Genomic DNA, 23110 nt, shown 5'->3' with positions numbered 1-23110 from the left:
CTAAGTTACTCATTAAATTTCCTTAAATTCATAAAGTTAAATGCGGTCCTAAATACGCCACATATATCCGCTTATTTGCGGCATCAGCATAAAAATGCAGTCGGTAACCGTCAGGTAGTTTTACATGATTCTCGCAATAGACCTGTCGCCCATCATCTAACCAAAACATGCGCTCTTTCTTCTTTTTGGGATCATTATTTACACTGTCCGATTCACCGCTAACTTCAGCCGCTAGGCCCAAGTCTCTTAAATACTCATGGCGATATTCAACATACTCACCTGCTAGCCATTTATCACTAAATGACTCCAGCACATTTAGTGCATCACGCGCCTTGAGCAAGACATCTTGCCTAGCAGACCAACCTTGCAGACTTGTACCAATTTGATTTGGCAACAACGTGAGATGAGGAAACAAATCCGCTCTTTGCAACCAGATATTCTTAGCGGAACTTAACAACGCATTACGGCGTTGTTTGAGCTCATCACCATGCACACCCAAGCTTGCAGAATCACTCAGATTTAAAAGCGTTTCATCCCTTTGTTCTGGTGTTGCATCAATCTCGAAAATCCATACTTTAATATGGCTATTTGCCCAAGCAGCCAAAGCCGTGAAACTGGCAAGGAACGTTTCAAAATAAAACGCGGCTAATAGCACAGGCTTACCTGAATCTTCTCCTGGCAAGCCAACTTCTAATACATCACCAACACTTTCAATATCCACGGTTTCAAAGAGTGGCTGTTTCGTTTCAAGGGATTTAAGAAACCGGCACCAATCCGCTAGCTCCGCAACCTTGCTTGCCGAGGCAAACCAATTGCGCACATAGTAGCCTTTAGCCAGTTCCAGCCCCATCAATGACTTATCTTGATCTTCATCGACCAACAAGATTTTTAGACCCGCAGTTCGGCAAACTTTAAGCACATTGAAGAAAGCCAATAATCCATTATCTGCATCCTCTTTGCTGGCAAACGGCAAAGAGTGATGGTTCAACACAATTCCATTGCTCATAACAACTGATCCAGCTCCTTATCCCATTGGTCAAAGAACCCTTCCGGCCAGCAGTCTATGCGGCCTTCATCATCAATATTTGGGTACATAACTTCTGAGGCATGAATAGAGTTATGAACATCTCGCTGCAAGAAAAAGACTTTTACATCGTCAGCTGCAACTACTTTCTGCTTCACCGCAACCCGAATACCGTTGAGGAAATGGTCTGAATGAGATTCAACGATTAATTGCACGCCATTATTGGCAGCAATGGCACATAGCTTACCCATTAATGATTGCCCAGCCGGGTGTAAGTGTGACTCTGGGTTTTCAATAATCAGCAAATCACCTTTTGCGGCACTTAAAATACTAGTCACGACAGGTAGTACGTAACTTAGGCCAAAGCCCACATTCTGAGGCTTAAACTCTTCGGTTGTTTCTTTACCTTGGTTGAAAGAGTAACTCAGGCTCGCCGAATTAAATTGAGGCTGCGCCACTGCTTTGATTTTTAGACCGGGCGTAATATCCGACATCCATGCTTCAATATTAGCAAGCAACGTCCCTGATACTGCCTTTGGATGGCGTAACGCGTCTATCTCCAGATCTTTAGCGCCATTGACTGCGATAAAATGAACCGCAAACTCACCATGATGGCCAAGCGACTTTAAATCACGAATATGAAACTCAGACAACTGGTGATGACTTTGTGGGCCTAATCTGTCGGCACATAAGTACTGAAAATTGGAGTTGAATAAACTCAAGGATTCAGAATCACCGTCAATACCCGACTTGCGAAGTGGCAACAGATCCGAGTCATGTTGATAGTCAAACTCAAAGCGTATTGGCTGCTCTTTCTCGCCCCATTTAACAGTGAAAATAATCTCTTCTTGTTCACTAAAACTGGAAAGCGCGTCTTTACCCGTACCGATATTAACGTAATCTCCATTTAACAGCAGCCCCTTGGTTTTGAGGGTATTGCGTTCGTAAGACTGCCTTAAAAGCAACAAGCTCTGCACAAGCGTCGATTTTCCCATGCCATTAAGGCCTGAAAATAAATTCAGATTGCCCAGAGGAAAGCTAGCATTCAACAAGGTTTTAAAGTTCTGAATATTAATAAACTCAATCATTCAGCACCTCCTTAATCAGCGCATTAACCTTTTCGTAGCGTCGTTCAACATGGTCTTTTTTCTGCGTCGAATAAGTAATGGCATTGAAGAATTCGCCGTCTTTGAGTAGTGCTCGCGCCTTTTCCTGAAAGACGCTTTGCTCATTCAAAAGGCGATCGAATTCCGTGTCCGTGAGTTTGGCCAGCGCTACCATCCACACTTCGTACAAAGTAGAGTTCTTTGAGCGTTTGCGAGAATTTGAAGATGGATCTTTCTCAAATCCGGATTTTCCCAAAAGTTGATAACAGCGCTCTATCGCAGTTGAATACCTAGTTTTAAACTCTGAGCGGTAGGCATCATCGCCTTTCTTGATATCTTCCATCGCTTTATCTAAAAACGAGGCAATTTCCTTTTTATTTTTAGGGTCAAGATAGTCAAAGCGATAGAATGCCCAAAATCGCAATACCAACTCCTGATCTTTCATACGCTTGGAAAGATCGCCCAACATGGCCTTCGAGCATTCTGAATTGGCTAATTCTTCAAGCAGTTCTCTGTCTCGTGGCTTAGCAAGCGCATTACGAATTTCTTGGTTATTGAGCGTTAAGCCACCCGTATTGATACGGCGAAACACTGAATACTTAACATCTTCAGGCGTACCCGGTTTAATCATGTACACGGTAACAGGGCACTCTTCAATACGGCGCTGATATTGGCGATGCAGCTTATCGAAGGTTTTACCATTAAGTTCCGTTAAGAACTCCAACCCATTAAGGCGAAGCTTTTTATCTAACACAAACTTGCGAATCGTAGATAACCGCTGTAAACCATCCACAATTAGCCAATTATTTTCATCGGACGCATCAAAGTAAAAAGCCGGTAACGGAAACCGAATCAAAATGGATTCGATTAATCGGCTCATCTTGCGGTTATCCCATAACTCCGCATGACGCTGAAAATCGGTATTCATATCGATTTCGTTATGCTGAATTCGCTTTATCAAAGCGTCCAACGACTTCGGCTCAACGACAATATCAATATCTGTCGGGTTGAACGGGTGCATCACCTCATCAAGCAGTTCAGGCTCTTCTTCCGAACCTGGATCAATCAGCTCTTCATCGAGCTCAGTTTCTTGATAATCAGTCATGTGCTTCCCCTTGAATTAATCTTGTCTTACCCGTCAGCAACTCTTGCATCATGCCTTGTTTGATTTGGCGGGTTTTGCCAAGACGTTGTTCCAGTGCCTGAATCTCTGCGTCCATATCGGAGAGGATGGTGGCGATGGCGGTTTGTTCGTCTTTTTCCGGCCATGTAAGCATTAAGCTACCGTACTCATTTCCATTAATTCCCGGCTGACCACTTCTCATTGAGTTTACTGTTACCCAAGACCAATATCGTTCAGTTTGCAGGTATTGAAAAAGAAATTTCGGATCTAACTTGGATTGCTCTGGCGTCACCTTGATGAGGAAACCTGCATACACGAGGACTCCATCTTCAGGTCTATATAGATATGACTTGCCAACACTAGCTCCTGTTCTTGCAAGAACAAGATCGCCATCGGCTAACTGATACAAATCTGAAAATGGGCTTTTAACGCCAACTTTCTCAGTAGGCTTAAAATAACCATCCTCAGATATATCGGTAATCCGAATATAAACAGGTAATTTACCTTCTAACGGAACAGCAGGAGCATTTATTCCATATTTTGGGCTATCTTTTAGTAGATCTTTAAGAGCAACAACCTCCCAATCCTCCGGTATTTCCCCCAACTCACTTGGCTTGGTGCCTTTTGGTGTGCCATCTTCACGCAAGGCGAACTGCGGCAGGCGGGTGCGGCCTGTGAGAAGTTGTTGCATGGTGGCGATTTTGATGGCCTGTTTTTTGGCGATCAGTTTTTCCAGCTCGCTGATCAGCGCATCGACATCGGATAGCGCATTAGCGATGGCGGTTTGTTCTTTTATGGGTGGGAGTGGCACTTTTGCCTTTCTTATATCTGATGTACTGATATTCGCTTGTACCCCTAACGAAGCAACAGCCTTACAATATGTTTTCCAAACAGGCAAGGAGCTCAAAAAATTAAAGTATCCAGAATAAGCAATTTCATTCTTAAGCCTAAGCAAGCCAACCCGTTGATTAAGAAGCGCTATGCCGTCTAACTTTGCAACTGTCATTTGACCGATAAGATTTTTATCTGGAGTCACATCAGTCATGGCTATTAGGAGATCACCATCTCGAACCCAGAAATCTTTTAGCGAATCATGCTGTTGTGAATCCCATTTATTTACCTTTGAGACATCAAATTGAAATAAGCCAGAAAGACCAATTTGAGCCATAGTAATGATTGGTGTTCCTGTGGAAGCGTATCCACTTGTCGAGAAAGCATACCCATTTCGAAACTCTTTCAATGTGCTGCCAAACTCCACTACATCCCAATCTTCCGGTATCACTCCCACTTCCGTTTGCTTATATCCAGTTGGCACGGCATTCTTTGCCGCTTCCGCCAGATACTTTGAACTCACTTCTGCAACTTGGCTGCTCATCTCTCTAACTCCTGCTGTTGCAGTTGCGCTAGGGCCTGTTCGCGTTCGCGCTCCAGCTCTCGTTTCAGCTCTTCTTCTGTCGGTAGGTAAGGCAAATATTTAGCCGCGAACAGTTGTTTCTGATCGGCCAGTACCGAGTATTTCACCACGGCTTCGCTTTTTTCGCTGCATAGCACCAAGCCAATGGTGGGGTTGTCGTCATCGCCTTTGCGCTGCTCGTCATAGAGGCGCACATAGGTATCCATTTGGCCGATATCTTGGTGTTTCAGCTTGCCCAGTTTTAAGTCCACCAGCAGAAAGCATTTAAGTTTGAAGTTGTAGAACACCAGATCAATATAAAAGTCTTCATCCTCAAAGCGGATACGCTGCTGGCGCTCCACAAAAGCAAAGCCTTTGCCCAGTTCCAGCAGGAATTGTTGCAGGTTGCTGATAATGGCCTGCTCCAGCTCGCTTTCCTGGTAGGTTTGATCTTGCAGGTTTAAAAAGTCGAGAATGTAAGGGTCGCGCAGGTAGTCCTTGGCGCTTTCTGCCAGTGGCTGAGTGTTGGCTTGGGCTTCGTGTTCAACCGCTGCTTTCTCTTGGCTGGCTAATAGGCGCTCGTAGTACAGCGTGCTGATTTGGCGTTCCAGTGCGCGGGCGCTCCAGCTTTGGCTGATGGCCTCTTGCAAGTACCAATCACGGGCGGCGGGGGTGTCGATTCGCATTAAGGCACGGTAGTGTGTCCAACTCAATTCACTACGCACTGCGTCGTGAATTGGAAACGTCAGGTAAAACTGGCGCATATTACGCAAGTTGCCAACATCAAAACCTTTACCCAAGCGTTCTGTCAGTTGCTTTGACAGCTGCTGCAACTGCTGTTTGCCGTAGGCGGCTCGGTTTTCCCCCTGTTGCTCCTCCTCAACAATCAAACGGCCAATTTGCCAGTAGCTTTGTACCATAGCGCTATTCACTGATTGGCGAACTTGGTTTCTGGCTTGTTCAATTTGCCCAGCAATCGCCTCCACCAGCTTGCTCAATCCCGTGGTGTTTAATGCTGTCATAGCGCCCACTCCAGCCCCATGGCTTTTAAGTGGCCTGCCACTTTATCACTCAGGTTCTCTACCGATTGGGTGATGGTTGGCAGTGGTTCGCTGTAGCGCTCTTCCAGCTCTTTGACACGATTGGCCAGTTGCTGGGTCACGCGCTCGATTTCAGCGACGATATTGCTTTCAAGCGTTGCCAGCCATTTGTCATTCACAATCAGGGATTTGATCTCTTCGACGCTGAGTTTGGGGTATTGCTTACATACCGCTAAATCCAGCGCGTCTTGCGCTTCTTTTAGGGCTTTTTTGGCTTCAAACTCGGCATCAAACAGCTTTTTGGCTTGCTTTAGCGCGGCTTTTTCATCGGGGTCAGTGGCGAGTTTCAAACGTGCCGTGACTGTGGCTTTGGTGACTTTGTCTTTGTCGTTCAGCGCATCATTCAGTAAACCGTCGTCGCCACCGCCGGAGCCTGATGAAGAGTTTTCTTCAAGGAAGGTTTCCAGCTCTTGGCTGGCGCTATCCAATAGCGATTGCAGCGTATCGACTTTGGTTTGTTCAGCAGCAAAAAAGCGCGCCACGATTAACGCTGGCGGGATAAGTTCAGCTTTGTATTTGGTTTTGCCGATGGTTAGGTCAGGCGTTTCTTTGAGCTTTTCGCCTTTATTCACCACCAATTCACGCAGTACCTTGCCCGCTGGCCAGCCGTCTTGCACTAGCACGTATACATCGTCTTGCATTGACTCCGCCCAGTAGTCCATCAGGATCTGGTAGATATCGTATTTGCTCAGCAGTGAATTGTGGGAATAGCTTTCTAATAGATCTTCGCTGATACGGTGAATAATCTGTTTAGGTAATTCGCCTTGTTCAATGGCGTGCAGGTTTGAGCGCTGCGCCCATTCGGTAAAGGGTTCAAGGCTTTGTGCAGCAAAAGTTTTAAACTCGTCATGGTTAAGGATGGTGCTTTTCACCTCGGAGGCTTTAACCAAGGCTTTGCTGTAACCTTCACGGGCAGGCTCAAACAAGGTCGCACGAATGCTCGGGAAGACTTGCCAGTAGCGCTCTAAAGCATCGATGTCGCGGTTTGGAATGCCCCCTTGTAGATGGGCGCTTAAGTCGTGGAGGTCTTCTGGCTCACTGGAGTCGATATAACGCGGAATATTCAGGTTGTAGTCGTTGGCGGCAATCTCAGAGAGCGGCACCATGCGCGAGTAACGCGGCAGTTCTAGCTGCTTGGTAAAGACATCGACGATTTTGTGAATATCTTGGCTGCGCAGGCGGTTTTTATTGCCGTCTTTGGCAAAACCTTTGCTGGCATCGACCATAAAGATTCCTTTCCTTGCCTGCGCGTGCTCTTTATCAATCACGATAATACAAGCAGGAATGCCGGTGCCGTAAAACAGGTTCGCAGGTAAGCCGATAATGCCTTTGATGTAACCTTGCTTGATGAGGTTTTCACGAATACGCGCCTCAGCATTGCCACGGAACAAAACGCCGTGAGGCAGAATGACCGCGCCTTTACCGGTGCTTTTTAGGCTTTTAATGATGTGCAGTAAAAAGGTGTAGTCACCGTTTTTCTCCGGCGGAATACCCCAACTGAAACGGCCAAATTCATCGTCGTTTGGATTGATGCCGCTGGTCCAGTTTTTGTTGGAAAACGGCGGGTTGGCTACCGCAAAATCAAAGGTTTTTAATTGGCCGTTTGCTTCTTTCCACTGGGGATCAGCAATAGTGTTGCCTTTCCAGATTTTGGCGGTGGCGTTGTTATGCAGGATCATGTTCATACGCGCCAAGGCACTGGTGGCGTTGTCCATCTCCTGGCCAAAAATACTCAAGCCACGCGGCGCTTCATCACTGGCTTTTAGCAACAGCGAGCCCGAACCACAGGTTGGGTCGTAGACGGTGGCATCTTGCGAGGTATTGCTATCAATACCAATCACTTTAGAGAGGATACGCGACACTTCCGATGGCGTATAAAACTGCCCTTTGGATTTACCCGATTCGGTAGCAAAGTGGCGCATTAGGTATTCGTAGGCATCACCCAACAAGTCATCGCCATCGGCACGGTTATCGCCAAGGTTTAGCCCTTCAAAAATGCCGACCAGCTTACCTAGCCGATCAACCATTTCTTTGCCTTTGCCAAGCTTGTCTTCGTCGTTAAAATCGGCAACGTCTATCACGCCTTTGAGGTCGTTTTCTTCGGCCAGCGCGCTGATGACCTTGTTGATTTTGTCGCCAATTTCTTTGTCGCCTTTCAGGGCAACCATATCGTCAAAGCTGGCACCTGGCGGCACCACGATCATGCCGTAAGGGTCGCCTTTGTATTTATCGGAGACGTACTTCATAAAGAGCATGGTCAGTACATAGTCTTTGTACTGGCTGGCATCCATACCGCCGCGCAGCTCGTCGCAGCTGGCCCAAAGGGAAGAGTAAAGTTCGGTTTTCTTAATGGCCATTTGGGCTCCTTAATCTTTCATCGTCTGGCTTTTGGCCGGAATATGTTCCAATAATTGGTTTAACTCGCAGTTAAACAAACTGCACAGCTTATCGAGCGCCTCTAAGTCCACCTTAAGCGCAGTTTCTTTGTACAGTAGCGTGACGGTGGTACGGCTTAGGCCGGTTTCTCGCATCACGTCGCTAATGCGCATTTTTCTCTCACCCATTAATCGGGCTAGGTGGCAGCGGATCATGCTCTCTCCACGGTGTTTTCTTAACCATAAACTTGGGGATTTTTCACTGTTGCTACCCTACCACGATTATGATTATTCTCAACTTATTTGAGTTAAAACCAAATAATTGAGCGTATTTGTTATTCGTTCGGTGCTGGTTGTTGGTACGCTAACGGTTCACGGGAATGCCTCTAGCGGTATTGTCTGTGTTGGACTTCAAGCATCGCTAGCTATTTATGTTGACTGGCGGTGCACTGCAAGGCGACAAGCCCACGCAGGGGTCATCGCCTTTTTAGTCATCCAAGATGCTGCCTTTCACACAGTACATTCGTGGGCGTGTGTTGTCGGGCAGGCTGACTTTGCGCTGTGGTCGGTTGCCATCGGGGACTAGGTAGCCTGCGGCCATCAGTGCTTTGGCAGCGCGATCTGGGCTTAGGCCTTCGGTGGCTTCACGCCAGCCGGTTGGGTAAAACAGGTAAAGGGTTTGTGGGCCAGTAGTATCAAGCCAACCTGCGCGTTGGCGTACTTGGCTGCTGTAACCGGTTTGTTTGGGTGTAAAACGGCTTTCGCCATGTTGCTCAATAAAGCTGCGCACTTGACGAATAGCTTGTTGGTCTTCATTGGCGGCCACACCACCGCGAGCGAGTATCCATTGGTTTAGCTGGCTTAAACAGGCAGCTTCGACACTTTGGGTTGGCCAATCGAGCACCTTGGCTTGAATGGCTAACAGGCCTGCGCTGGCCAGTAAGGCAAATTTTTCGGCGACTCGACGCACTTGGCCGTCGGCCTCGGGAGGCAAGCTGGCTAAAAAACGTTGGCGTACGTTTTGGAAAACGGGGCGCACCTGCGCGCAGTGCTGCGTTAAATACCGTAACCAGTCCAAGGCCAAGCTGCCGTAATGTTGGCGACTTTGCTGTTTTAGATGATCGGCTAAATCGGCAGCGTTCATACCATGGCTATGGTTAAACACGCCCATTTGCGCTCCGGCATCGGCACTGAGATCAATCACGCGCACTTGCTGGCCAGCTTTTACGCGCTTGCCGATACTGGCAAGATGGCTTTCGAGCGTCACTTCGCCAGTGGATAAAAACACCAAACGCCAACGGGCGGGTAAGCGCATTTCACCGTATTTGCCTGCACGGGTTTTACCTTGGCCATTGGCGAGCATGTAAGCGACATCGCCAGCTTCTTTTGGGTCAACTTCGCCCATTTCATCGAGCGCTAGCAAGGCATCGTTATGCGCAAGCGCTGTGCCTTCCAAACCGTTAGCCGTGGCACGCCAACTATGGCGCAGTTGATTAGGTTCGCCCCACACCGATAATGCCGGATACAGCGCTGCGGTTTTACCAGTACTGCTGGCACCGTAGAGGTGTAAACCAAAACCATCCACCCCGCACAAATGCAACAAAGGCGCGGCCAGTGCAGCGCAGACACCAACAATTAATAGCGGGTTATCCAGACAATAACGGCCAACGTGCTGCCGCCAACTGTCGCTACTGCCTTGTTGAATAAAGCCTTCTATCGGGTGCATGGTTTGCAGCACCATGCGCGGGTTGTTGCTGTGTTCGCTTGGGTAAAAGGTGAGGCGCGGATGCACATAAGCGTGGTGATGCCAGCCAATACAGTTCACGCTAATGGCCTTTTGCGTGGCCAGCTCGCCCATTTGTTGAATAAACAGCGAGAGCAACTGCCGCGCTTTGACACTGTTACTTAGCCGCATGCCTCGGCTGAGTAGGATTCGACGGTACTCGCTGCCGTCTCCGGCTAAGAGTTCTGCGGGCATGGCCCAATAGCGATGGCGATTGTCATCGTCTAACCAGTGCAATAAATAACCGTAGTTATCCCCTTGCGGATCGCGGGTGCGGGCGGCCACTTGCAACCAAGAGCAGATTTTAACTGGGCTATCTTGCCCAGCCGGTTGCATCACCAGCCAGTTTTGCGCGTTATAGGCAAAACCAGCCGGTAATGTTGGCGCGTTGCTATGCATCTCACTGGCAGGTAACGGGTTTGATGCTGATGCTTTATCCACGGCCATAAGCAGCACCGATACGGCGAGTTTCAATCCACTGGTCGATATCGCTTTCTAACCAGCCCACGGCACGCGCGCCAATGCGGATGGAACGGGGAAATTCACCATTGGCCATCAGGGCATAAATGGTGCTGCGGCCAAAACCTGTTTTGGCCTTTACCTCGGGCAAACGCAAAATCCGCTGCTGACGCGCAGGGGGTACTGTGTTTGTGGGTGATTGTGTAGTTGGGTTCATTGTTTGCTTCCTCACTGTTCTGTTAAGTTCAGTTAGGAGTTTGCCAGTGCTAAACGGACGCAGTAGGCAGATAAATGCCCAGATCGTGCAGCTTTCTGAGGGTACAAGTAGCTACTTGCCCCAGAATTTACATAATGCCCCAAGTCATAAATACCCTGTGGGCAGGGTTAGCGTATTGCTAAGTGGCGTGAATTAAGGCTTTGCCCAGACTGCCCCAAAAGCCCAAGGGATGGCGTACTGCTTTGAAGTTTCCTACTCAAAACTCAGTTTTGGTGAGTCGTATGGATTGAGTGTTGATATGTCGAGTGTATCGACACACAAGAAAGTCATGTCGAAAAAACAGTAAAAAATCGACATGACCTGTTCAGGTCTTGGCTCACTTTACTTCGAGAGATGGCAATTTATTGCTTTACAACTTGAAGATAAAAGTGAAACTATAATTTCACTAAATTAAGATTTAAGAAAACATAGTTTCATTATGGATACTGTCGAGCCAAAATCAAAACGCACTGCGGTCATATTCCCTAGACAAAGGAAGATGTTAAACATCTTGGGCGAAAACTTAACATTGGCGATGAAGAGACGCGGCATTACTCAAGAAATGATGCATAGTAGGACAGGGATTTCTAAGCCAACACTGCGTAAAATATCAAAAGGTGATCCTTCCGTTTCACTTGGTCACTACGTTAAGGTTTTGGCAGTCCTAGGCTTGTTAGACGACCTAACCAAGGTTGCCCGTGATGACGAGCTGGGAAGAAAGATCCAAGACATCCAATTGCTAAATAAAAAATAAGGGCGTCATATTCTTATAGCATTTGCTCATGTCCACATCGCTAAAACTTGGCAAACAATGCCAGCCAGCTTCAAAGAAGAAAGATAGCTATTAAGTGGCTGATTTATACTCAACCAGAACCCGTTTACACTTTTATGCGCATAAAAATGTAAAATTCCGCACTTTTATGCGCGTAAAAGTGTGCAATACAAGCTGAGTACTCGTCTATGCGTTTTACCGAACGGGGGAATGCAGAGGTTAGAGGTCTACACAAAGTGACTTTATGGGTAACAATCTGTAGACCTTGTATTTATTGTGAATTGAAAAGTTTGTTTTACTTTCATTGAAAAAGCGCTGCATTTTCCTGTTTGCGCTGATCCAATGTCTTAGCAATCGCAGACACTGTTGTTTTACTGATCCCTTGCTGCTGTGCCAGATACGTAAATTGGCTGATGGCTTCTGCGACTTCTTCAATGACTTGCCTTGCATCATGCCAATTCGCAAAGCCAGCACTGGTAGCAAGTTTTTGCATCACCTTAAGCGGTGGCGCTTTGCCATAACCTCCGAACGCAGTGGCGTGTTCGTTGAATGGATGTGGGCTGTAGGTAACATCGTAAAAAGGGGCAGGATCCCATTGACCGTCATCCGCTTGCAAAAACGCCCAGTTTTTACTGTGGTCGTCTTGATTAGACGACAGCAGGTTAAAAACGGCACGGCGAAATTGCAGCTGCCCAGCGGCTGGAGATTTACACAACTGACGACTGGCTTTAATCAAGTCAATGTAATCTAAACTTGGCGTTCGAAAGTCTGCATCCAGCAGCCCGCAAGCGCTGTGCATATGCAATCGACCTGCACTGCGCTTTCTGCCTAAGTCGGCCTGTTCAGTGACATAATCAAAACGCTTAAGCGCCAACCAAGCAGACGCACCGCTTGTAGGTGGTGCTTCAATGAGTTGCCATTGCGGCGGTTGACACTTAGCAAGTTCTGCCATTTGTAAATAAACCGCCTCACACACGCCTTCTTCATGGCCGAGCGCGAGATTTTTAGAGGTAAACTTAATCAGCCAAGCCTCATCTCCAGGCTGAGCGAAGGTTCGACAATGTTGAGTTTCCCCAGCAGGCATATAAATCTGCGCCTTAGGCCTTGCCCCACCCGAACTACCACCCGCGACCAATGCGGCCAACACCTGTTGCGTATGCCCATCTAACTCATCTTGGTTGTCGTCCATATAGTCTGACATTGAAGCATCGAACAGCGTTTGTGCTTCTAAGCCTAACGTAGCTAAATCAATATTCGCATGCGTGGTGGCTGAAAACTCAGACACCGGAGAAAAAGACAATGCTCCCATGCCTTTATCACCGACAAAGGCCAGTCTATCCATCGCAGTTAATTGATTAGGTAGGATGCCCTTTTGCCGGAAAATACGATCTTGTAACAACATGCCCCAACCATCGGGCAAACAATCTCCAAATACGCCATGTACACCTTGGTGCGGCGCTTTAGGTGCGGCTTGAACTTGCGTATTCGACTGCAAGGTAAACGGTGATAAATTGCCAAACTGCTGCAAATAGCTGTCTGCATACTGGAAAAAAACGCCTTGCCGATTCTGCGCCAAGACCCCAACAGATATCTGCTCACCTGAGCTTAGCGTACGAGTAACATTAAGCTTCTGAATCGGTTTAAAACTCATCTTTTAGCACCTCATCAATACTCGTGGGTATAGCAGCGCGTTCTTTGCTAAGTTGCGTGAGCTGATAAAGCCTATCTAGCGAATCAAGGGTCTGCCATAGCAACAGCAATTGACGAAATGAAATTTGCCCAGTCAGCTCAAATTTCTTAATGGTGGCCGCAGGTACGCAGCTTCGCTCAGCCAATGCAGCGCGCGACAGCTTTGCCTGCTTGCGTAACTCACGTAAATAAGCCGCATAAGCTTGGCTTACATCGGTATCATCAAGTAAGGTAAAATTCATCCGCAAAGACCAAGTGGATACAGTTATATCCATTATAGCGAAATAAAACAGAGCTTGGATACTATAATATCCATAAGTGCGTAGAGTGTTGAAAAAATTACTCGATAAAGCCCTTTAAAACTGCTATTTTTCAGTACTAACAGCAGCATAAAAACGGCACTGTTTTTCCATTGCTAACCACTAAGATTTAGTAAAAGCCATAGGCAAGTGGTGGGCAGTTTGGTGGGCAAACAGGCATTTTTGAACGATTTCTTTTCGGTAAATCATTGAGTTTGTTAGGATCTAGTCCGCTGCTCAATGAGCAAATTCAGAATATTGAGTGATTGAAAATCTTTTTAATCAGACATAAAAAAACGCGGCTTTTGGCCGCGTTTTTTTGAGCTTTTACGACAATCTTACTTAATCGCTGATTGCCTTCTACAGAAACCAACTAAACCAAGTAATGCTGGAGCAAACAGCCATAAAGCGGCAGGCACTGGCACTGCAGAGATAGGGGCTGTGTTGAACAAGGCAATATGAGAAATGCCCTGTTTAATAAAGGTTTTGAAATACAACTCTGAAATCGCATCACTGAATAAGGCGACAAGGGTAGTGTTACCTGATTTGATCATGATGCCTTCAAATGTCAGACCCAGTGAGCTTGTATTCAGATAGCCGGTTGAAAACACATCTGAGGTGAAAAAGTCGGTGCTTTCTGTAGCCGCAGGGTAGGAACCCGTGCTGTAAAAATCTGATACATCGTAGCCAACCAGTTCAGAATAATTACCAGAAGCTTCAGCAGCATTAAACGCGGTGTTTAACTGGTCTTGTTTAACCGAGTTTGTTGTTGCCTCTGGATTGATTTGATATGCGTAATCCGGGCCTGTACCAGCGGTGAAGCTACCATCTGTACTTACGTACTGATAAGCGCCTGCAAAGTGCTGAATTGTGCTTTCTTTTTTATTTTTTGTCGCATAAATAACTTTGTCGCTGAGGTGAGCAGCGGAAGCTGAACCTGCGATGAAGAGTGACAGAGCCACACCTGCTAAAGTCTTTAATATTTTCATTTTCCCCTCCAAATGAGGAAGTAGTTAATCGCTGAACTAGTTTGCTTTCAAAGAAGTTATGAAGGAATCGTCGGTAATTCCACTAGTTTGTTACGCTGTGATAATTATATGCATGGACAACCATTTTTATATTGTACCTTGGTACTAGTGCACATAATTGGTTGCGCACAATCATTATGATTGATAATTGTGCCAATGTGAATTGGCTTAATAAAAATAGTTGCTTATGTTCATCATTTAGATCGGTTTATTTATGAAAATAGAGGCAGCATTAGATCCTTCATGGTGAAACACAGGGCTTTTTGTCATAATTGCCCAATTATTCCTAACAGCGTTCAGAATTTTATGATGGGTAATCTTTTTATTGTGGCTGCACCGTCAGGTGCGGGCAAAACGAGTTTGGTCAATGCGCTTATTGCACAGCATGCTGAAATTAAACTATCAGTCTCACACACAACTCGCGCTCCTCGTGAGGGTGAGATCGATGGTAAGGATTACCATTTTGTCGATCAGCAAACCTTTTCAGCGATGCGAGATGCTGGCCAGTTTCTAGAGTCAGCCACGGTATTCGATAACAGTTACGGCACATCTTCTGAAACAGTTGAAACCTTATTAAGTGAAGGCTTTGACGTCATTCTGGAAATTGACTGGCAGGGCGCGCAACAAGTCAGAAACAATTTCCAGCAAGCGATTGGCATATTCATTCTGCCGCCATCAAAAGCGACTTTGGAACAACGTTTACGTAATCGTGGTCAGGATAATGAGGATGTCATTTCCAGGCGTATGCGTGATGCAGAGAATGAAATCTCGCACTATGTTGAATTTGACTACATAATCGTCAATGATGATTTTGAACAGGCACTGACCAGTTTGTCATCTATCATCGTTGCACAGCGTCATTCCTTAGCGATTCAAAAAAATATTCAAGCGGACTTAATCGCTGAATTACTGGCTCAAAGCTAAGATATTTCGTAAAATTGATTCTTTAAATTTTAACTGGGAAAAACCATGGCTCGTACTACTGTTGAAGATTGTTTAGAAAATGTTGATAACCGTTTCCAATTAGTCCTGGTTGCTTCAAAACGTGCTCGTGAAATCGCCATGGGTGATGACGCTATGGTCAGCATTGATAATGACAAACCTACTGTTCTAGCGTTACGTGAGATTGCTGCAGGTTTAGTTGGTCGTGAAATTCTCGAAAAGACCAATGCCCGTGAACATGCTGCTGAAAGCATCGTCAGTGACGAAGAATTACAAACGGAAGAATAAACGACAGTGAGTGCCAAGCCATCCGTTGCTTCTGAACTGGATTTTATCCAGGAGTCAGAACCCAAACTGACAATAGATGACTTGTGCTATGCGACGGCAAATTACCTGGAATCAGGCCAGGTCGATGCGATACGAAGAGCCTATCATTTCGCGGATAACGCACATGAAGGCCAAACTCGCCGCAGTGGCGAGCGATACATCACCCATCCGTTAGCCGTCGCCCATGTTCTGGCCATGATGCATATGGATTATGAATGTATCATGGCCGGATTGCTTCATGATGTGATTGAAGACACTGCTCTGACAAAAGCTGACCTGGCCGCTGAATTTGGTGAAGAAGTCGGTGAGTTAGTTGAAGGTGTTACCAAATTAGCAAAAGCTGCTTTTGAAACGCAAAAGCATGCTCAGGCTGAAAACTTAAGAAAAATGCTGCTGGCGATGTCTCGTGATATCCGCGTTATTATCGTTAAGCTGGCAGACCGTCTCCACAATATGCGTACGCTGGGTCATTTACGCCCTGAAAAACGCCGTCGCATAGCCAACGAAACATTGGATATTTACGCACCCATTGCCCAACGCCTCGGCATGAATTTAATGCGTTGTGAGCTGGAAGATCTGGGATTCCATGTTCTGTATCCGATTCGTTACCGTGTGCTTCAGGATGCAGTAAGAAAATCGCGTGGTAACCGCAAAGAAATTGTCACACAGATCACTGCGTCTATTCTGAACCGAATGGAACAGGAAGGGTTGAGTGCTGATATTCAGGGTCGTGAGAAAAACCTGTATAGCCTGTACAAAAAAATGGTCAGTAAACAACTGTCATTCTCTGAGGTGATGGATGTGTACGCTTTCCGCATTATTGTCGATGATGTGGATGCCTGCTATCGGATGCTGGGGGTGGTGCATAACCTGTATAAACCGGTACAAGGTAAATTCAAAGATTATATTGCGATTCCTAAAGCCAATGGCTACCAGTCATTACATACGGTGTTGTTTGGTCCTTATGGTGTGCCTATTGAAGTGCAGATTCGTTCCCGTGATATGGATCACATGGCAGAAGCGGGTGTTGCTGCTCACTGGTTATACAAAACCGGTGAATCAGTGGGTAATAATTTAGCCCACCGTAAAGCACGCCAATGGCTGCAAGGCATTCTGGAAATGCAGAAAGGCTCTGGTGACTCAATGGAGTTTCTGGAAAATCTGCGTATCGATTTATTCCCAGACGAAATTTATGTGTCGACGCCAAAAGGGGAAATTCTGACCCTGCCACGTGGCGCTACAGCGGTCGACTTTGCTTATGCTGTACATAGTGATGTGGGTAACAACTGTGTCGCCGCCCGTGTTGGACGTCATCTTGTACCGCTGAGCAGTCAGCTGGAAACCGGTGAGTCTGTTGAAATCATTACTTCACCCGCTTCACACCCAAATCCTGCCTGGCTCAATTTTGTGGTGACGGCGAAAGCGCGAACCAATATTCGTAATTATTTACGTCATTTGCAGACCGAAGAAGCGGTGTTACTCGGACGTCGTTTGTTAAACAAACACCTGACCGCGTTCTCGACTAATCTGGATGAAATTCCGGTTGAACGCTTTAACGAGCTGATTAATGAGTTTGAACTGAAACAATTTGATGACTTGTTAGAGGATATCGGTCTCGGTAACCATTCTGCTTTATTGATTGCCCAGAAACTGGTGCATGAATCAACGCCGGATACTGAAGCGCAGGCACTGATGATTGCCGGAACCGAGGGTATGGTGGTGAGCTTTGCCCGTTGTTGTCATCCGATTCCGGGCGATCCGATTCATGGTTATGTCAGTAGTGGTCGCGGCATCATTATTCACCAACGTGGCTGTAAAAATACCTCGCATTTACGCGTGCAAAATGAAAAATGGCTGGATGTGGCCTGGTCGCCTGACGTATCACGTGACTTCCCGGTCGATATTATGATTCATGTGAAAAACCAACGTGGCGTCCTCGCGACGATTGCGGCCGTGGTATCTGAGTCCGATTCCAATATCGACAATGTTGTCGTTGATGAACGTGATGGTGGCTACTCTGATTTACGTCTGACCATCGAAGTAGCCAATCGCCAGCATTTAGCGCGTGTTATTCGCCGCTTACGTCGCCTCGACATGGTAGAAAGAATTACTCGTATTAATTAAAACCAGACTTTGATGGAGAAATGAATGTCTCGCGAAATTATTCATACAGCGGATGCCCCTGAAGCTATTGGCACATACTCACAAGCAGTAAAAGTGGGTGATTTGGTTTACCTGTCAGGACAGATTCCATTGGTACCCGAAACAATGACTGTTATCGAAGGTGACTTTAATACACAGGTTAAACGTGTGTTTGATAATTTGTCTGCGGTAGCTAAAGCGGCTGGTGGTAGTTTGCAGGATGTGGTGAAGTTGAATATCTACCTGACCGACTTGAGCTATTTCGGTGCCGTGAATGAAATTATGGCGGAATATTTTGAACAGCCTTACCCAGCACGTGCAGCGATCGGCGTAGCTTCTTTACCAAAAGATGTGCCTGTGGAAATGGATGCAATTCTGCATCTTAATGCGTAATTATTAACCTTTAGGAGGTTAAGGTTGTGGTGGCGGATAATGGATTATCACAACCCGTGACTTCATTAAAAGGCGTGGGCGGAAAAGTCGCCGAACGTCTTGTCAAAATTGGTGTACAGCAGGTCCAGGACCTGCTGTTTCATCTCCCTCTCAGATATCAGGACCGTACTCGCTTAATGCCGCTTGGTGCGTTAAGACTGCAACAGGAAGTCCTGGTAGAAGGCACCATTCAACTCTCACAAGTAAAATTTGGCCGCCGTCGTTCATTGTTATGTCATATCTCTGACGGAACAGGTTCATTGATCCTGCGTTTTTTCCACTTTTCCAAAGCTCAACAATTGCAGTTGGAAAAAGGCCGGAAGATTCGCTGTTTTGGAGAAGTACGTAACGGGCCTTCCAGTTTTGAGATGGTACATCCTGAATATCAGTTAATTGATGCCGGTAAAATTGTGCCGGTCGATTCTGAACTGACACCGGTGTATCCAACTACAGAAGGGCTTCATCAACTTTCCCTGCGCAAACTGATTACACAGGCGCTGGCCAGTCTTGAAAATGGTTTGATGCCGGAGTTAGTGATACCTGAAGCTCGTTGTCACAATGTGGCTGATTTTTCTCTGACTGAGGCATTGAAGTTTGTACATCAACCGCCGCCAGATGCACCTGTGCAGCAACTGATCGACAGGCAACATCCTGCACAAAAACGACTGGCTTATGAAGAGTTACTGGCTCAGCAACTGACCATGAAAAAGCTGCGTCAGCAGACACAACATCATCGGGCACCAGCATTAAATCCGGACCCCGCACAGCGCGAAGCTTTGTTAAATCAGTTGCCATTCCCGTTAACTAAAGCGCAGCAACGAGTACTAACGGAAATTGAAGCGGATATGACCAAGCCGTTTCCGATGCAGCGATTGGTACAAGGAGATGTAGGCTCAGGCAAAACCGTTGTAGCGGCACTTGCCGCTATTGATGCTGTCAGTGCTGGTGCGCAGGCTGTGATGATGGCGCCAACAGAACTACTAGCAGAACAGCATTTCAAAACCTTTACCCAGTGGCTGACACCGTTGGGTATGAAAGTAGGCTGGTGCGCTGGAAAACAGACTGCAGCAGAACGACGACAGGTATTAGAGCAGCTAAAGTCAGGTGAGATTAAAGTGGCTGTAGGTACCCATGCCTTATTTCAGGATGAAGTGGTATTTAATCAGCTGGGTTTAGTCATTATTGATGAGCAACATCGCTTTGGTGTGCACCAGCGTCTGGCTTTACGAGATAAAGGCCGTGATGTGGATACCATGCCACACCAACTGGTGATGACGGCAACCCCGATTCCCCGCACACTGGCGATGACCGCTTATGCTGATCTAAGTGTCTCGGTGATCGATGAGTTACCACCCGGAAGAACACCTGTCACTACCGTCGTCGTTTCAGATGGCCGACGTCAGGATGTGATTGAACGTGTCCATGCTGCTTGCCAGCAGAACCGGCAGGTCTATTGGGTGTGTACCTTAATTGAAGAGTCTGAACATTTGCAGTGTCAGGCCGCCGAAGATACCGCGACTACCTTGCAGGAAAGTTTACCGGACTTAAAAATAGGGCTTGTGCATGGCCGGATGAAGTCAGCGGACAAAGAGCGTGTCATGTCAGCGTTCAAGGCTGGAGAGTTAGATATGCTGGTGGCGACCACTGTTATTGAGGTGGGCGTGGATGTGCCCAATGCCAGTTTGATGGTGATTGAGAATGCCGAGCGACTTGGGCTGGCACAGTTACATCAATTGCGTGGTCGGGTTGGACGGGGCCAGGTCGAGAGTCATTGTGTTTTGATGTACCATGCGCCACTGTCTGAGAATGGTCAGGCCAGATTAAAATGTCTGCGTGAAAGTAATGATGGTTTTGTGATTGCTCAGCGTGATCTGGAAATCCGTGGACCCGGTGAAGTTCTCGGTACTCGTCAGACTGGTCTGCCGCAATTTCGCGTTGCTAATTTACTGGAAGATCAGGAACTGTTAACGGTGATGGAACAGGCGGCCAATAAAATGCTGGAGTTAGCTCCGGAGAAAGCCGAGGCCTTAGTGACACGTTGGTTTGCCCACAAACTTGATTTTGGGCATGTTTAATTGGTTGGATTTTGAATGAAGCATTGGACAAACTGGCTGCCAGCTCGTAAGCCATCATTACCGTATGACTTACGCGAGTGGCTGACGGATAGCGGATCACTGACCAAGCGTCTGCAATCTGTCAGCGAGCAAGCAGTGAATGTCGAGTTATTACATTATGACTGGCATGCCGCCTTGCCTGAAGAAAGCCTGTTTCTTCAGCAACCATTTCGGCGTATTCAATTGGAGCGAGAGGTTTTATTGTGTGATGGCGACAGACCGGAAATTTATGCCCGAACGATTATTCCTCAATCCACCTATCAAGTCTTGCCGTCTCGGTTCGATAACCTAGGTACAAAACCATTAGGTCAGATGTTATTTGATGAGCCAACATTAAGCCGAAGTGATATTCAGGTCGCGTGCTTAACGTCGCAGCATTGGTTGTATCAATTAGCGACCGAGTGGTTGAATATTCGTCCTGATATTTTATGGGCAAGACGGTCATGTTTTTACTTGAATGGGAACCCAGTACTTGTGTGTGAGATATTTCTGCCATCAGAAAAATGGAGTCATGTGTGAGCAAGGTTCAACAACGTATCATGCCTTATATCCAGTTGATGCGACTGGACAGACCGATTGGCATTTTACTTTTGTTATGGCCAACATTATCGGCATTGTGGATTGCTGCAGAAGGCATACCTGATCTCACGGTGTTAGTCGTGTTCATCTTAGGTGTGATTTTAATGCGTTCAGCAGGCTGTGCGATTAATGATTTTGCCGACAGGGAAATAGATGGCAGTGTCTGGCGAACACAAAACCGTCCTCTGGCGACGGGAGAGTTAACGGCCAGACAAGCGGTGTATGTCTTTATAGGCATGGCCTTGGTGGCCTTTATTCTGGTGTCCTTACTGAATAGCTTGACCATCTGGTTATCGTTGGGTGGTGTCTTTCTGGCTGCGACTTACCCGTTCATGAAACGCTACACCTATTTCCCTCAGATTTATCTGGGCATGGCATTTGGTTGGGCGATTCCCATGGCATTTGCAGCACAGACGAATACGGTTCCGGTGATGGCCTGGTTATTGTTTCTGGCTAATATTATCTGGACAACGATGTACGACACATTTTATGCGATGGCAGACAGGGAAGATGATCTGTTGGCTGGGGTCAAATCAACAGCCGTGTTATTTGGTGATGATGACCTGATTATTCAGGGCATTATGCAAGTCGCCTATATCGTGGTGATGGTATTAGTCGGCCTGCAATTAGAGATGAGCTTTATTTTTTATTTGGGGTTGTGTCTGGCTAGTGCCCTGTTTGTCTATCAACAGTTTTTGGCAAAAGATCGACAGCCACAACGCTGTTTACAAGCATTTTTAAATAATAACTGGGTTGGATTGATTATTTTTATCAGTCTGGTCATTCATTACAGTATTTTGTCGGTGGGCAAATGAACGCGATATCAGAATTATCTTCTTCAAGTTTGCAGCAGCAAGCAGATGCTCTGGCAAGGGCAATGGATGATCTTAATCCCATGTTAAAGAAAATGCGTTTACTGGCTTCCAATGCGGTCAGTGCCGCTGCCAGGGCTGGTTCCGAAGGTGATGCATTTCGTGTGCTAACCCAAGGTATTCAGGAGTTAGGGCTGGAAATCAAACATGAAATTGATAATTCCAAAGAGCTATTGCTTGCACTCGCTGACAGTCAGTCAGAGGCTGAAAAGAAAAAACTCTTATTTGAAATCAAGTCAACATTGGAAGAATTACCAGCCGCAGTGGCAAAAGGCGATTATTTAGCTATTTATTGTTCCGTGGAAGCGGCGCATGCAGAGAGCCATGCGACACGATTTAATTCAGTTGCGCAAATGTTGAAATCCTTGATTACGGATCTCAGAGAAGAGATTGTTAAGCAAAAAACACTAATAACAAATATGCTTGAAGAAGTTTAGTCATCACTATCGTTATTCATGGAGGAAAACGATGCGAATGATTCTGGTGTTTATCACCATCATCATACCGACTGTTTGTTACCCCACATCGGTTTATCAATCACAGAATGAGCAGGGGCGGACTGTTTTTTCCGATCAGCCCTCTGACAATGCGACCTTAATATCAGTCAAGTCAAAACCCTATCGTTATCGCGTCAGTCTTAAACGTGTGATTGACGGTGATACCCTCGAATTACAATCCGGGCAAGTCATTCGTTTACTGGGCATCAATACCCCTGAGGTCCTGAGTCGTTATCGGGATGGCGAAGCCGGTGGTGAGCAGGCGAAAAAGTGGTTAAAAGAAATGTTAAGTCAGCCGGAGCTTTTTATTGAATACGATCAGCAACAGCGAGATAAATATGATCGTGCTTTAGCTCATTGTTTTTTGCCGGATGGACGTTATTTAAATGCCATGCTGATTGAGCAAGGTCTTGCTTCACTGACATTGATTCCACCTAATTTGCGATACAGCGATAAACTTATTGCTGCACAAAACAAAGCTGAGCAAGCTAAAAAAGGTCTCTGGTCTTTGTCTGACTATCGGGTAAAACGTCTCTCCGAGTTAAAAACTGGAAAGAACTACCGTGGCTGGCAGCGAATTAAGTTAAAACTCAAATCAATAAAATACGGCAAAAAGACGGTTTTTCTGGAAGCGAATACGCATTTCAGATTAGCGATCAAAAAGAAAGATATCACCTATTTTGGAGATTTAAAAAGTTACCTTAATCAAACGTTTGAAGTGCGTGGCTGGATTCGTCGACAGGGTAAACAGTTTTATATGAATGTCAGCCATCCTTCAGCGATAATAAGCCAATAACA

Annotated in this window: 22 protein-coding genes; 10 read left to right on the top strand and 12 right to left on the bottom strand. The window is 46.4% G+C overall.

Going from position 1 to position 23110, the window contains the following annotated elements; all coding sequences use genetic code 11:
• Window positions 1-28 precede the first annotated feature (28 nt).
• The 9 genes from QQL60_RS09470 to QQL60_RS09430 form a co-directional block, all read right to left on the bottom strand.
• Window positions 29-1006: a hypothetical protein gene (locus QQL60_RS09470; protein WP_284723164.1), complete on the bottom strand. Its 978-nt coding sequence runs from the start codon at window positions 1004-1006 to the stop codon at window positions 29-31.
• Complete coding sequence (locus tag QQL60_RS09465) at window positions 1003-2112, bottom strand: AAA family ATPase (protein ID WP_284723163.1); 1110 nt, start codon at window positions 2110-2112, stop codon at window positions 1003-1005. Before QQL60_RS09465 ends, QQL60_RS09470 begins: the two co-directional genes overlap by 4 nt.
• Window positions 2105-3235 carry a DUF262 domain-containing protein gene (locus QQL60_RS09460; protein WP_284723162.1) on the bottom strand — a complete coding sequence of 377 codons (1131 nt, stop codon included), beginning with the start codon at window positions 3233-3235 and terminating at the stop codon, window positions 2105-2107. Before QQL60_RS09460 ends, QQL60_RS09465 begins: the two co-directional genes overlap by 8 nt.
• Window positions 3228-4628: a restriction endonuclease subunit S gene (locus QQL60_RS09455; protein WP_284723161.1), complete on the bottom strand. Its 1401-nt coding sequence runs from the start codon at window positions 4626-4628 to the stop codon at window positions 3228-3230. Before QQL60_RS09455 ends, QQL60_RS09460 begins: the two co-directional genes overlap by 8 nt.
• On the bottom strand, window positions 4625-5668 hold the full coding sequence (locus tag QQL60_RS09450; protein WP_284723160.1) for a PDDEXK nuclease domain-containing protein: 1044 nt from the start codon (window positions 5666-5668) through the stop codon (window positions 4625-4627). Before QQL60_RS09450 ends, QQL60_RS09455 begins: the two co-directional genes overlap by 4 nt.
• Window positions 5665-8103, bottom strand: coding sequence for a type I restriction-modification system subunit M (locus QQL60_RS09445; RefSeq protein ID WP_284723159.1), 2439 nt, complete (start codon window positions 8101-8103; stop codon window positions 5665-5667). Before QQL60_RS09445 ends, QQL60_RS09450 begins: the two co-directional genes overlap by 4 nt.
• A 9-nt stretch (window positions 8104-8112) precedes the next feature.
• The gene (locus QQL60_RS09440; RefSeq protein WP_039422734.1) at window positions 8113-8337 is read right to left on the bottom strand and encodes a helix-turn-helix domain-containing protein; all 225 of its coding nucleotides are present in this window, start codon (window positions 8335-8337) and stop codon (window positions 8113-8115) included.
• A 271-nt stretch (window positions 8338-8608) separates the two neighbouring features.
• A complete protein-coding gene (locus tag QQL60_RS09435) occupies window positions 8609-10351 on the bottom strand; it encodes a DUF927 domain-containing protein (RefSeq protein ID WP_284723158.1) in 1743 nt (580 codons plus the stop codon).
• Entirely contained in the window at window positions 10338-10514 is a 177-nt protein-coding gene (locus QQL60_RS09430) for a helix-turn-helix transcriptional regulator (RefSeq protein ID WP_428243026.1), read from the bottom strand. The genes QQL60_RS09435 and QQL60_RS09430 overlap by 14 nt, the downstream gene beginning before the upstream one ends.
• 544 nt (window positions 10515-11058) lie before the next feature.
• On the opposite strand from QQL60_RS09430, the gene QQL60_RS09425 reads away from it, so the two are divergent.
• A complete protein-coding gene (locus tag QQL60_RS09425) occupies window positions 11059-11373 on the top strand; it encodes a helix-turn-helix domain-containing protein (RefSeq protein ID WP_000381861.1) in 315 nt (104 codons plus the stop codon).
• A gap of 319 nt (window positions 11374-11692) precedes the next feature.
• On the opposite strand, the gene QQL60_RS09420 is transcribed toward QQL60_RS09425, so the two are convergent.
• The 3 genes from QQL60_RS09420 to QQL60_RS09410 all read right to left on the bottom strand — a co-directional run bounded on the left by QQL60_RS09420 (window position 11693) and on the right by QQL60_RS09410 (window position 14368).
• The gene (locus QQL60_RS09420; protein WP_284723157.1) at window positions 11693-13042 is read right to left on the bottom strand and encodes a type II toxin-antitoxin system HipA family toxin; all 1350 of its coding nucleotides are present in this window, start codon (window positions 13040-13042) and stop codon (window positions 11693-11695) included.
• On the bottom strand, window positions 13032-13322 hold the full coding sequence (locus QQL60_RS09415) for a helix-turn-helix domain-containing protein (protein ID WP_001011876.1): 291 nt from the start codon (window positions 13320-13322) through the stop codon (window positions 13032-13034). The genes QQL60_RS09420 and QQL60_RS09415 overlap by 11 nt, the downstream gene beginning before the upstream one ends.
• 395 nt (window positions 13323-13717) lie before the next feature.
• Entirely contained in the window at window positions 13718-14368 is a 651-nt protein-coding gene (locus QQL60_RS09410; protein WP_284723156.1) for a hypothetical protein, read from the bottom strand.
• 345 nt (window positions 14369-14713) lie between these two features.
• Between QQL60_RS09410 and gmk the strand changes: the two genes are divergently transcribed.
• From gmk to QQL60_RS09365, 9 genes are read left to right on the top strand one after another with little or no spacing between them, the layout of a single operon-like run.
• On the top strand, window positions 14714-15331 hold the full coding sequence (gene gmk, locus QQL60_RS09405; RefSeq protein ID WP_273180287.1) for a guanylate kinase: 618 nt from the start codon (window positions 14714-14716) through the stop codon (window positions 15329-15331).
• A 45-nt stretch (window positions 15332-15376) separates the two neighbouring features.
• Window positions 15377-15637, top strand: a complete 261-nt coding sequence (gene rpoZ / locus QQL60_RS09400; RefSeq protein ID WP_007146778.1) for a DNA-directed RNA polymerase subunit omega — start codon at window positions 15377-15379, stop codon at window positions 15635-15637.
• 6 nt (window positions 15638-15643) lie between these two features.
• Entirely contained in the window at window positions 15644-17800 is a 2157-nt protein-coding gene (locus QQL60_RS09395) for a RelA/SpoT family protein (protein WP_007146777.1), read from the top strand.
• Window positions 17801-17824: 24 nt separating this feature from the next.
• On the top strand, window positions 17825-18211 hold the full coding sequence (locus tag QQL60_RS09390; protein WP_284723155.1) for a RidA family protein: 387 nt from the start codon (window positions 17825-17827) through the stop codon (window positions 18209-18211).
• A 26-nt stretch (window positions 18212-18237) separates the two neighbouring features.
• Complete coding sequence (gene recG, locus QQL60_RS09385) at window positions 18238-20325, top strand: ATP-dependent DNA helicase RecG (RefSeq protein ID WP_284723154.1); 2088 nt, start codon at window positions 18238-18240, stop codon at window positions 20323-20325.
• A 15-nt stretch (window positions 20326-20340) separates the two neighbouring features.
• A complete protein-coding gene (locus tag QQL60_RS09380; RefSeq protein ID WP_273180293.1) occupies window positions 20341-20883 on the top strand; it encodes a chorismate--pyruvate lyase family protein in 543 nt (180 codons plus the stop codon).
• Entirely contained in the window at window positions 20880-21758 is an 879-nt protein-coding gene (gene ubiA, locus QQL60_RS09375; protein ID WP_273180294.1) for a 4-hydroxybenzoate octaprenyltransferase, read from the top strand. The genes QQL60_RS09380 and ubiA overlap by 4 nt, the downstream gene beginning before the upstream one ends.
• Entirely contained in the window at window positions 21755-22252 is a 498-nt protein-coding gene (locus QQL60_RS09370) for a hypothetical protein (protein WP_273180296.1), read from the top strand. Before ubiA ends, QQL60_RS09370 begins: the two co-directional genes overlap by 4 nt.
• A 31-nt stretch (window positions 22253-22283) precedes the next feature.
• A complete protein-coding gene (locus QQL60_RS09365; protein ID WP_273180297.1) occupies window positions 22284-23108 on the top strand; it encodes a thermonuclease family protein in 825 nt (274 codons plus the stop codon).
• Window positions 23109-23110 lie beyond the last annotated feature (2 nt).

It is taken from the genome of Methylophaga thalassica (genome assembly GCF_030159795.1).
GTDB lineage: Bacteria > Pseudomonadota > Gammaproteobacteria > Nitrosococcales > Methylophagaceae > Methylophaga > Methylophaga thalassica.
This window is presented reverse-complemented; position numbering and strand designations above follow the sequence as displayed.